Genomic DNA, 11,916 nt, shown 5'->3' on the forward strand with positions numbered 1-11,916 from the left:
TCTGAATTGTATCGGTAATTGGCTGAAAAAGATGCATTCTGGGGGTCAAAGGTCCCTAATCTGGACGCACCCCAAGGCCATACAAAACCCATGCAAGGAGACAAGCCATGCCACTCGTGATCGACAATCTTCCGGAAGCGATCCGCACCACGAAGCGTGCGCTGCGTACCGCGTTGCCGAACTACGCGCAGGTGTTCAACGAAGTCGAAGGCGCGATCCGGCAGCAGGTCGACGCCATCCGTCTCGACCGTGAGCAAGGGCGCGAAGCGATTCCCGCGTTCGACTACTCGACTATCGTTTCGGGCGACGTCGACCCCGCCACGATCGCCCGGATCAGGACGCGCGGCGCATGCGTGGTACGCGGTGTTTTCCCTCGCCAGCAAGCCAGCGACTGGAACGATGAAATCGCGCAATACGTCGAGCGCAATAATCTGGACGATAAGCTCGCCCAACGCGCAGAGGACAAATACTTCGGCAATCTCTCGTCAAGCAAGCCGCAGATCTACGGCGTCTACTGGTCGAAACCGCAAACGGCGGCACGGCAGTCCGAACAGCTGACAAACACACGCGTATTCCTCAATCGATTGTGGACGTCGGAGAGCGAAGGGAAGCAGCACTTCGATCCGGATCGCGTGCCGGTCTACGCAGACCGTATCCGCCGCCGGCCACCTGGCTCGGAATCGCTGGGTTTGTCGCCGCACGTCGACGGCGGATCGGTCGAACGCTGGCTCGATCCGAATTTCCAGCAGGTGTACCGGCATGTGCTGTCCGGCAACTGGCGCGAGTACGATCCGTTCGACGCCGCTTTCCGCCCTGATGTGCAGGAGATCGCATCGCCAGCCGTATGCTCGATGTTCCGCACCTTCCAGGGCTGGACCGCGCTGACGCCGCAAGGACCCGGCGACGGTACGCTGCAACTGATTCCAATCGCCAATGCGATGGCCTACATCGTCCTCCGTGCGCTTCAGGACGACGTACCGGACGACGAACTCTGCGGTGCACAGCCGGCCCGCGCACTGTCGATCCAGCCTGCCTGGCATAGCCTGTTGCTAGAAGCAATCACGCCGATCCCGCACATGCAAGCGGGCGACGCCGTGTTCTGGCACAGCGACGTCGTGCATTCCGTGGAAGACGCGCATCGTGGCAGTGGCTATAGCAATGTGATGTACATCTCCTCGGCGCCGTGGTGCGCGAAAAACGAGGCGTATCTGAAGCGCCAACTGCCGAGTTTCCTGCGTGGCGAAAGCCCGCCGGATTTCCCCGCGGATCATTTCGAAACGGACTTCGTCGGCCGGGCGCAGGAAAGCGATTTGACACCGCTGGGGCGCGCGCAACTGGGGTTCAATCTCGAACGCGGAGCCTAATGTGCGTGGCGGTGCGTGTTGGCGCATGAAGCGCCGCGCGGCGCTAACCCATGAGCACGCGTGGCGTTCCATCGCGCACGCCACGCGATCTCTTGCCGGGTAACACCCATACAGGTATCGCCACTACCACCCAACTCACTGTTTTTTATCGGTTTTCTCCGTGATTCATGAGCCCAAAGCGGGGTTCTGCGTGGCATAATCGACCGACACAGTCAGCCCGCAGTCATCACTACCCCGCATACCATGGCACAGACTCTCTACGATAAATTGTGGAACACACACGTGATCCACACGGAAGAAGACGGTACGACGATTCTCTATATCGACCGTCACCTGCTGCACGAAGTCACCAGCCCTCAGGCGTTCGAAGGCCTGAAACTGGCTGAGCGTCCGGTGTGGCGTATCAGCGCGAATCTGGCGGTGTCGGACCATAACGTCCCCACCACGGATCGCAGTCACGGCATCGCTGACCCCGTCTCGAAGCTGCAGGTCGATACGCTCGACACGAACTGCGACGCCTACGGCATCACGCAGTTCAAGATGAACGACCTGCGTCAGGGCATCGTGCACATCATCGGACCGGAGCAGGGCGCTACGCTGCCGGGCATGACGATCGTCTGCGGCGACTCGCACACGTCCACGCACGGCGCGTTCGGCGCACTGGCGCACGGCATCGGCACGTCGGAAGTCGAGCACGTGCTGGCCACGCAAACGCTCTTGCAGAAGAAGAGCAAGAACATGCTGGTGAAGGTCGAAGGCCCGTTGCCGCGCGGCTGTACCGCGAAAGACATCGTGCTCGCGATCATCGGCAAGATCGGCACGGCAGGCGGCACCGGCTACGCGATCGAATTCGGCGGTTCGACGATTCGTGCGCTGTCCATGGAAAGCCGCATGACGGTCTGCAACATGGCGATCGAAGCAGGCGCGCGCGCCGGCATGGTCGCCGTGGACGACACCACCGTCGAATACCTGAAGGGCCGTCCCTTCTCGCCGGAAGGCGTCGAGTGGGATCACGCGGTCGAATACTGGAAGCAGTTCAAGACAGACGACGGCGCACAATTTGACCGCGTGGTCGAGCTGAACGCTGCGGAAATCGTGCCGCAAGTCACGTGGGGCACGTCGCCGGAAATGGTCACGGCAATCGACGGTCGCGTGCCGGATCCGGAACGCGAAAAGGACCCCGTCAAGCGTGACGCGATGGAACGCGCGCTGAAGTACATGGCGCTCGAACCGAATGCGCCGATCGAATCCATCAAGCCGGATAAAATCTTCATCGGGTCGTGCACCAACGCGCGCATTGAAGACATTCGCGCCGCGGCTTACGTCGTGAAGAAACTTGGCCGCCGCGTCGCGCCGAACATCCGTCTGGCCATGGTCGTGCCGGGTTCGGGGCTGGTGAAGGCGCAAGCGGAACGCGAAGGGCTGGATAAGGTCTTTACTGATGCCGGTTTCGAATGGCGTGAGCCCGGTTGCTCGATGTGTCTCGCGATGAACGCCGACAGATTGGATCCGGGCGAGCGTTGCGCGTCCACGTCGAATCGTAATTTCGAAGGTCGTCAGGGCGCCGGTGGCCGTACCCACCTCGTGAGCCCCGCGATGGCTGCTGCTGCGGCTATCGAAGGGCATTTCGTCGATATTCGCAAGCTTGGATAAATCGCATGATGAAGAACATGAATCGCAGCACTCTATTGCGCCGTTTCGCACTCGGTACGCTGGCCGGGCTATTGCTCGGTCTGGCCGGCTGCAACACGGTGCACGGATTCGGCGAGGACATGTCGCACCTCGGCAATTCGATCAGCAATCACGCTGACAAATAAGCGGTTTTTGATTTTTGCCGGCGATGCGCCGGGCGGCTTTCCGGCTGCTACGCGCATCGCCCGGTCTTGAAACAGGCGCAAGCGTCATGGATAAATTCATCGTACACACCGGCGTCGTGGCGCCGCTCGATCGCGAGAACGTCGACACGGACGCGATCATTCCGAAGCAATTTCTGAAGTCGATCAAGCGCACGGGTTTCGGTCCGAATGCGTTCGACGAATGGCGTTACCTCGACCACGGCGAGCCGGGTCAGGACAACTCGAAGCGTCCGCTGAATCCGGATTTCGTGCTGAATCAGCCGCGCTATCAGGGTGCATCGGTGTTGTTGGCACGCAAGAACTTCGGTTGCGGCAGCTCGCGTGAGCACGCACCGTGGGCACTGCAACAATATGGTTTCCGCGCGATCATCGCGCCGAGCTTCGCCGATATTTTCTACAACAACTGCTTCAAGAACGGCCTGTTGCCGATCGTGCTGACCGAACAGCAAGTTGACCACCTGTTCAACGAAACGTACGCGTTCAATGGCTTCCAGTTGACCATCGACCTGGACGCGCAAGTCGTACGCACAACGGATGGCGACGCCACGTATCCGTTCGAAGTCGCGGGCTTCCGCAAGTACTGTCTGCTGAACGGCTTCGACGATATCGGCCTCACGCTGCGTCACGCTGACAAGATTCGCCAGTTCGAAGCCGAGCGGATCGCGAAGCAGCCGTGGCTGAACCACCGCATCGTCGGTTAAAGGCTTGCAAGCCTAAGAGCCCGATGGCTCGCCGATTTACGCTCAAAAGTGTCGAAGAAAACCATTAAGGAATTCGCATGAAGATCGCAGTCTTGCCGGGCGACGGCATCGGCCCCGAAATCGTCAAGGAGGCCGTCAAGGTCCTGAACGTGCTCGGCGAAAAGTTCGAACTCGAAGAAGCGCCGGTTGGCGGCGCGGGCTACGCAGCGAAGGGCCATCCGCTGCCCGATTCGACGCTGGCGCTGGCGAAAGAAGCCGACGCGATCCTGTTCGGCGCCGTCGGCGACTGGAAGTACGACTCGCTCGAACGCGCGCTGCGCCCAGAGCAGGCGATTCTCGGTTTGCGCAAGCACCTGCAGCTGTTCGCGAACTTCCGTCCGGCGATCTGCTATCCGCAACTGACGGGTGCTTCGTCGTTGAAGGAAGAGATCGTTTCGGGTCTCGACATCCTGATCGTGCGCGAACTGAACGGCGACATCTATTTCGGCGCACCGCGCGGCGTGCGTTCTTCGCCGGATGGGCTGTTCGAAGGCGCGAAAGAAGGCTTCGATACGATGCGTTATTCGGAACCCGAAGTGCGCCGCATCGCGCACGTCGCGTTCCAGGCGGCGCAAAAGCGTCAGAAGAAACTGACGAGCGTTGACAAGGCGAATGTGCTGGAAACGTCGCAGTTCTGGCGCGACGTGATGATCGACGTGTCGAAGGAATACGCGGACGTCGAGTTGTCGCATATGTACGTGGACAACGCGGCGATGCAGTTGGTAAAGGCGCCGAAGGCGTTCGACGTGGTTGTCACCGGCAACATGTTTGGCGACATTCTCTCCGACGAAGCAGCCATGCTGACGGGTTCGATCGGCATGCTGCCGTCGGCCTCGCTCGACAAGAACAACAAGGGCTTGTACGAGCCGTCGCACGGTTCGGCGCCGGATATCGCCGGCAAGGGCTTGGCGAATCCGCTGGCAACGATCCTGTCGGCCGCGATGATGCTGCGCTACTCGCTGAACAAGGCGGAGCAGGCGGATCGCATCGAAACCGCGGTAAAGAAAGTGCTGGAACAGGGCTTACGCACCGGCGACATTCTGACGCCGGGCTGCAAGCAGGTCGGCACCGTGGCAATGGGCGACGCTGTTGTCGCTGCGCTGTAAGGCGGCTTGAAGCCAGAAGTAGCACAGGCAGTAGTTAGGTCGTCAAACGGCCTTTAAAACGCGAATTGGCCTCGAAACAGGCCGATTCGCGCGTAATACGGACGATAGCGGCAGACGATCACGTCGCCAGATTCCGGTTTTCGTGTATATTGTAGCGATGGCGCACACAGCTCAAATCCCCTCGATTTCGAAACTGCACGGCAAAACAGCCCGTGTGGTTGAGCTCGTCATTACCACCACCAAAGCGATTACCCCGAAAACGATCACGAAACGCTGATCGTCCGTCGTGCCCGCTCATCTTCCCCGCGCGGTCACTGCGGGCAAAGATGCGGGGAAGTTTCCATTCGAAGGGTAGAAGTCATGAACGTAGGTCTCGTAGGTTGGCGCGGTATGGTCGGCAGCGTCCTGATGCAACGTATGCAGCAGGAAGGCGATTTCGACTTGATCGAACCGGTGTTTTTCAGCACCAGCAACGCGGGCGGCAACGCGCCGTCGTTCGCCAAAAACGAGACCAAGCTCAAAGATGCGACAAGCATCGAAGACCTGAAGAAGTGCGAAGCGATCATCTCCTGCCAGGGCGGCGATTACACCAATGAAGTGTTCCCGAAGCTGCGCGCAGCGGGCTGGAACGGCTATTGGATCGACGCGGCTTCGTCGCTGCGCATGAAGGATGACGCGGTCATCATTCTCGATCCGGTCAACCTCGACGTGATCAAGAACGCGCTGGTCAAGGGTCAGAAGAATTTTATCGGCGGCAACTGCACGGTCAGCCTGATGCTGATGGCGCTGGGCGGCCTGTTCCGCGAAAACCTCGTCGACTGGATGACGGCCATGACGTATCAGGCCGCTTCGGGCGCGGGCGCGCAAAACATGCGCGAACTGCTGCAGCAAATGGGCACGCTGTACGGTGCAGCCAAGGAAGATCTGGCTGATCCGTCGTCGGCGATTCTTGACATCGACCGCCGCGTGCTGAGCGCAATGAACAGCGACCGCATGCCGACCGACAATTTTGGCGTGCCGCTGGCCGGCTCGCTGATTCCGTGGATCGACAAGGATCTCGGCAACGGCATGTCGAAGGAAGAATGGAAGGGCGGCGCGGAAACCAACAAGATCCTCGGCAAGCCGGCCATGGGCACGCCGGGTTCGATCCCGGTGGATGGCCTCTGCGTGCGGATCGGCGCAATGCGCTGCCACTCGCAGGCGTTGACCATCAAGCTGAACAAGGATGTGCCGCTGGACGAAGTGAACAGCATCCTCGCGTCGGGCAACGACTGGGTCAAGGTCGTGCCGAACGAGCGCGAAGCTTCCATGCGCGATCTGTCCCCGGCTGTGGTTACGGGTACTCTGACGGTGCCGGTCGGACGTGTGCGCAAACTGGCGATGGGCGGCGAATATCTGTCGGCTTTCACGGTCGGCGATCAGCTGCTGTGGGGCGCGGCCGAACCGCTGCGTCGCATGCTTCGCATTGTGCTCGACAAGTAAAGTAAACTACGCGCTCACGACGCGTAGAAAACTCAAGAAGCGTCGCGCTTGCGCGGCGCTTTTTTCATTGTGTGCTCCGATTATCTTGTCTCTTTCCAACCGCAAAAAAGGGCTGCGCGCTGACGCGCCTGGAGTCCCGATGAACCTTCGACTCTCTTCCCTTCGGACTATGTCTATGCATCAAGGTATGAGCCGACTGACAGCCGCTGCCGCTTTGGCGTTCGTGCTGACTGGCGCCAGCGTGGGTAGTGCAGTGGCAGCGCCGGTCGACGCCGCGAGCGCGCCGGAGGGTGCCTCCGTTTCATACGCCGCCGGGAGTCAATATACGGTGCGGCCAGGGCAGTCGTTGAACGACGTGGCGATTGCCGTCACGCAATCGCACGACAAGGGGACGCTCGCACGCGCTTCGCGCGCGCTGTTCGATGCGAATCCGAATGCCTTCATGAGTCATGACCCGAGCCGGATGCGCGTAGGCGCGCTGTTGACGGTCCCGGCGCTGGATGCGTCCGGCGCACTGGCGGCTTCCGCGCCAGTTGCGGGGTCTGCGTCTGCCACCGCATCGGCTGCTACGGCTGCACCTGCTTCCGCGCCGAACGCGGCGGTTGGCGCGGCGAGCGGTGTGGCTCAGGTCAATGCTGCCGCAGCGAGCGCGGCAAGCGCCGCGGCTCGCGCTGCTGCGCCCGCCACGCCTGCGGTTTCGGCGACGGCCAGTTCGATGGCCGAAGCAAGCCCGGCGACGCCGGGTAGCACGACAGCGGTCGGCGCGGTTCCGGTGGCGCCGATAGCGGGTTCACAGGCCGCAGGCGTGTTGCCGGCCAGCGGCGCGCATAGCTGGTCGGGATCGGTCCAGCCCTCGGCCAGCGAGACTGCGGAGGGTACGTCGGCGGCTGCTCCGGCACAGCCGGCATCGCAACCGCGTACGCAGGTGTCCAGCCTGCAGCAATTGCTTGCGCTGAAAAATCGCGTGCTGATGGAGTTGCAGAAACACGGCATCGGCGGTTCGACGGTTGCGACGGGCACAGCGTCGACGAACGGTACGCAGCCTTCGGTGGGCGCTTCGCCTGCGGCGGCCGTTCCCGGCCATGGTGGCGCTGCGATTTCCACGTCGAACGATGCCGGCATCTCGCAGACGAATTTGAGCATCGCGGCGGCGGTTGGCGCGGCGTTGGTCGTGCTGCTTGGGGCTTTGCGTCTGCGGCGGCGCAAGCGCGCCGGTGTTGCTGAGTCTGAAGGCTCGCTCGCGAAAGACGCAGCAGCGGCTTCCGCGCGAGCGGCTGCTGGGCCGCAGGATATTATGTCGACGCGCGCAGCGTCGGATGCAAGCGACGACGCGGCAGCGGGGCATGAGGCGTCGCTGGCGGCGGCTGAACGTGAGATCGCAGAAGGCGATGCGGCGGCACGGGAAATCGCAGAACGCGTGGCAGCGGAGCGCGAAGCGGAAATTCGCAGCGCTGCTGAGCGGGAAGCGGCGGAGCGTGAGGTAGCAGAGAGGGAAGGTGCGGAGCGCGCAGCGGCGGAACAAGCAGCAAGCGAACGCGCAGCAGCGGAGCGTGAGGCTGCAGAACAAGCCGCAGCGGAACACGAAGCCGCCGCCCACCAACCGCACACAGGCTTGCCCGCACAGGAGCCCAGCGCTTCCCAGCACGCGTGGCAGGAAAGCCACCCGGCGCCCGAGCCCGTCGAACTTGAGTATCCGAGCCCGGAGCTCATGCCGACTGCTCAAAGCGGTTTCACATCCGAACCTCTTCCCGTCGCCCATCACGAAATCCTCGAAGGAGCGACCACGGCTGCGAGCCTTGCAGCCGCCGCGGAACTCGGTGCTGAAGCCTTGCCGCTGGCATCACTTGAACCGGTCAGTGAGACTTTCCAGCAAGAGGTGCCTCCGCATCGCCTGCAATGGGACGACGAACCGGTATTGAGTGCGTCGGCCGTGCCCACGGCCCAACAGGAAGCGGCCCACGTCGAACCGACGTATCAGCCGTCTGATGAGCCTCAAGCGCCGTCACATCAACAAGCCGAAGCCGGGATGTCCGACGGCGAAGCGAATGTCGAGCCGGCATCCGTCGCGCCAGTTCAGTCGGCGCTGGCCGTCCCGACCGAGTTCCCGCGCGACGCCGTCGACGCATTCAGCAGTCTGGACATGCCATTGCCGCCACGCGTCGAATTGACCGACGCAACCGTGAGCACGCCCGGATCGCTGTCGACGCAGCCGGTTGGATCCCAGGAAGCCACGTCGCAGCAAGCCATTGCGCCGTACGATCCGGACGACGCTCCGCACATCGCCGATGAAATCGCTGCCGGCACCGCGGGCCATGCAGCCGTCGCGGGCCTAGGGGCGGCCGGCTTCGGCGCACTGAAGCTCGATTTCGACCTCGAGTTGCCGCCGAGTCCGGCTCAGCCGTTGCCCGCCTTCACGCAGGCCGATCTCAGCCGCATCGCCCGCAACAAGCTCGACCTGGCCGCCGAATATATCGACCTCGGCGATCTGCCCGGTGCGCGCGTGCTCATCAACGAAGTGATTGAAGCGAACGATCCGGCCACGCGCACCGACGCCCGCGCGCTGCTCTCGACGCTCGCACCGTTGTCGTGAAGCGTATCGCGCTAGGCGTCCAGTACGACGGCTCGGCATTCTGCGGCTGGCAGTCGCAGCTGCACGGCAAGACCGTGCAGGACGAACTCGAACGGGCGTTGCGCGAGTTCGCGCAAACGCCTGTGCAAACCGTTGTGGCGGGCCGTACGGATACGGGCGTGCACGGTCTCGGCCAGGTCGTGCACTTCGACACCGAACTCGATCGCACGGATTTTTCGTGGATTCGCGGCACCAACGCCTTCCTGCCGAAGACGATCGCCGTGCAGTGGGCCAAGCCGATGCCCGATGAGTTCCACGCGCGTTTCTCGGCGTTCGAGCGGACCTATTACTACGTCCTGTACGTCCATCCGTTTCGCTCGCCGATGCAGGCTACGCGGGCCGGCTGGATACACACGCCGCTCGACGTCGATGCCATGCGAGCCGCCGCCGCTCACCTGATCGGCGCGCACGATTTTTCGGCGTTCCGTTCGTCGCAATGTCAGGCGAAAACACCGGTTAAGCATCTGCATCAGATCGACATCCGGCAGCAGGGCGACTTCGTTCATTTCCGCTTTCGGGCGAACGCGTTCCTGCACCATATGGTGCGCAACCTGATGGGCTGTCTCGTCGATATTGGCCGGGGACGCCACCCGGCGGAATGGATGGCCGAGGTTCTCGCCAGCCGGGATCGCGACTGTGCCGCGCCGACCTTCATGCCCGACGGCCTTTACCTGGCGCAGGTGGGCTATCCTGAGCAATTCGCCGTGCCCGCGCCGCAGACCGGCAGCGTGCCGTGGAGTACCGTATGGACCGAGCAAGCGCAAACATGACATCTACTGAAAATCTGGCGGCCGAAGCAAACGCCGGCGCGCAACAGCATGCCGCGCCCCATCGCACGCGAATCAAGCTGTGCGGCCTGTCGAAGCCGGAAGACGTGTCGCAGGCGATCGACCTCGGCGCCGACGCGATCGGCCTCGTGTTCTATCCTCCGAGCGCGCGCTCGGTGAGCGTTGCGCAGGCCGTCGAACTGGTGCATGACGTGCCGCCGTTTGTGTCGGTAGTCGGCTTGTTCGTTAATGCAACGCAGGACTGGATTCGCGAAGTCGTCAGCAATGTCGGACTCACGCTGCTGCAGTTCCATGGCGACGAGACCGCGGAGCAGTGCGAATCCCTCGCCAGCATTGCGGGTTTGCCTTGGTTGCGCGCGTTGCGAGTCGCGGCGGATACTCAGCCGGCAGATTTGGTAAAATCAGCGCTTAACTATTCAGCAGCCAGCGGCCTCCTGTTCGACACCCATGTCGAAGGCTATGGCGGCGGCGGGAAGGTTTTCGATTGGTCACTTATTCCAGCAGAGCTCGCGCGTCGGGCCGTTTTGAGTGGTGGGTTGAACGCGCAAAACGTCAGTGACGCGATCCATCGCGTGCGCCCGTACGCGGTCGATGTCTCGAGCGGCATCGAAGTGCCGGGCGCCAAGGGCGTGAAAGATCACGCCCGGATGGCGGCTTTCGTACGCGCGGTGCGCGCAGCGGACGCCGAATGATTCAGGCGGCGCGGTTTTCTCATATGAAAGCCGTGCGCCACACTGAGAAGAGTGATCACCATGTATAACTTGCCTGACGAAAGAGGCCATTTCGGCCAGTATGGCGGCATGTTCGTCGCTGAAACGCTGGTTCACGCACTCGACGAGCTGCGTGCCGCGTACGAAAAATTCCAGAAAGACCCGGAATTCGTCGCCGAATACGAGCGCGAACTGAAGCATTTCGTGGGTCGTCCGTCCCCGATTTATCACGCACAACGCTGGAGCGAAATGCTCGGCGGCGCGCAGATTTTCCTCAAGCGTGAAGACCTGAACCACACCGGCGCGCACAAGATCAATAACGTGATCGGCCAGGCGCTGCTCGCGAAGCGCATGGGCAAGCCACGCGTGATCGCGGAAACCGGCGCGGGCCAGCATGGCGTGGCGACCGCGACCATCGCGGCGCGCTTCGGCATGGAATGCGTGGTCTACATGGGCGAGGAAGACGTGCGCCGCCAGGCTGCCAACGTGTACCGGATGAAGCTGCTCGGCGCGACCGTCGTGCCCGTGACGTCCGGTTCGCGCACGCTGAAGGACGCGCTCAATGAAGCGATGCGCGACTGGGTGACCAACGTCGAAAACACTTTCTACATCATCGGCACGGTGGCGGGCCCGCATCCGTATCCGATGATGGTGCGTGATTTCCAGCGCGTGATCGGCGACGAGTGCAAGGTGCAGATGCCTGAACTGGTCGGTCGCCAGCCGGACGCCGTGATTGCGTGTGTTGGCGGCGGTTCCAACGCGATGGGCATCTTTTACCCGTACATTGAAGACGCTTCCGTGCAACTGATCGGCGTCGAACCGGCGGGCGACGGGATCGAAACCGGCCGGCACGCGGCCTCGCTGATCGCCGGCACCCCGGGTGTGCTGCACGGCAACCGCACGTATCTCCTGCAAGACGAGAACGGTCAGATCATCGAAACGCATTCGATCTCAGCCGGGCTGGACTATCCGGGCGTCGGTCCTGAGCATGCGTGGCTAAAAGACAGCAATCGCGCGCAATATGTCAGCATCACCGACGAAGAAGCGCTCAAGGCGTTCCACGATTGCTGTCGCATCGAAGGCATTATTCCGGCACTGGAATCCAGCCACGCGCTGGCCTACGCCGCGAAGCTCGCGCCGACGCTGCCGAAGGACAAGGTCCTTCTGGTCAATCTGTCGGGCCGCGGCGACAAGGACATGCATACGGTCGCTGAGCGATCGGGCATTCAGTTCTGAGCGCC

The 11,916-nt window shown here is 62.2% G+C and carries 10 protein-coding genes; all 10 read left to right on the forward strand.

Annotation, left to right across the window (positions count from 1 at the left end; translation table 11 throughout):
- The first annotated feature begins 107 nt into the window (after nucleotides 1-107).
- The 10 genes from KHO31_RS12960 to trpB all read left to right on the forward strand — a co-directional run bounded on the left by KHO31_RS12960 (nucleotide 108) and on the right by trpB (nucleotide 11,911).
- Nucleotides 108-1,364 carry a DUF1479 domain-containing protein gene (locus tag KHO31_RS12960; RefSeq protein ID WP_201085180.1) on the forward strand — a complete coding sequence of 419 codons (1,257 nt, stop codon included), beginning with the start codon at nucleotides 108-110 and terminating at the stop codon, nucleotides 1,362-1,364.
- Between the two features lie 243 nt (nucleotides 1,365-1,607).
- Nucleotides 1,608-3,017 (forward strand): 3-isopropylmalate dehydratase large subunit, encoded by a 1,410-nt coding sequence (leuC, locus tag KHO31_RS12965; protein ID WP_211623490.1) that lies wholly within the window; start codon nucleotides 1,608-1,610, stop codon nucleotides 3,015-3,017.
- Nucleotides 3,018-3,022: 5 nt separating this feature from the next.
- Complete coding sequence (locus KHO31_RS12970) at nucleotides 3,023-3,181, forward strand: entericidin A/B family lipoprotein (RefSeq protein WP_201077771.1); 159 nt, start codon at nucleotides 3,023-3,025, stop codon at nucleotides 3,179-3,181.
- Between the two features lie 86 nt (nucleotides 3,182-3,267).
- Nucleotides 3,268-3,921: a 3-isopropylmalate dehydratase small subunit gene (gene leuD, locus KHO31_RS12975; protein WP_201077773.1), complete on the forward strand. Its 654-nt coding sequence runs from the start codon at nucleotides 3,268-3,270 to the stop codon at nucleotides 3,919-3,921.
- Nucleotides 3,922-3,998: 77 nt separating this feature from the next.
- Entirely contained in the window at nucleotides 3,999-5,066 is a 1,068-nt protein-coding gene (gene leuB, locus KHO31_RS12980; RefSeq protein WP_201077775.1) for a 3-isopropylmalate dehydrogenase, read from the forward strand.
- A 360-nt stretch (nucleotides 5,067-5,426) separates the two neighbouring features.
- Nucleotides 5,427-6,548 (forward strand): aspartate-semialdehyde dehydrogenase, encoded by a 1,122-nt coding sequence (gene asd, locus KHO31_RS12985; RefSeq protein ID WP_027805102.1) that lies wholly within the window; start codon nucleotides 5,427-5,429, stop codon nucleotides 6,546-6,548.
- Nucleotides 6,549-6,687: 139 nt separating this feature from the next.
- A complete protein-coding gene (locus KHO31_RS12990) occupies nucleotides 6,688-9,138 on the forward strand; it encodes a FimV/HubP family polar landmark protein (protein ID WP_201085181.1) in 2,451 nt (816 codons plus the stop codon).
- Nucleotides 9,135-9,947, forward strand: a complete 813-nt coding sequence (gene truA / locus KHO31_RS12995) for a tRNA pseudouridine(38-40) synthase TruA (RefSeq protein ID WP_201077779.1) — start codon at nucleotides 9,135-9,137, stop codon at nucleotides 9,945-9,947. The genes KHO31_RS12990 and truA overlap by 4 nt, the downstream gene beginning before the upstream one ends.
- Nucleotides 9,944-10,657 carry a phosphoribosylanthranilate isomerase gene (locus KHO31_RS13000; protein ID WP_201077781.1) on the forward strand — a complete coding sequence of 238 codons (714 nt, stop codon included), beginning with the start codon at nucleotides 9,944-9,946 and terminating at the stop codon, nucleotides 10,655-10,657. Before truA ends, KHO31_RS13000 begins: the two co-directional genes overlap by 4 nt.
- Nucleotides 10,658-10,717: 60 nt before the next feature.
- The gene (trpB, locus tag KHO31_RS13005) at nucleotides 10,718-11,911 is read left to right on the forward strand and encodes a tryptophan synthase subunit beta (protein WP_201107761.1); all 1,194 of its coding nucleotides are present in this window, start codon (nucleotides 10,718-10,720) and stop codon (nucleotides 11,909-11,911) included.
- Nucleotides 11,912-11,916: the final 5 nt, after the last annotated feature.

The organism is Paraburkholderia domus (assembly GCF_905220705.1).
GTDB lineage: Bacteria > Pseudomonadota > Gammaproteobacteria > Burkholderiales > Burkholderiaceae > Paraburkholderia > Paraburkholderia domus.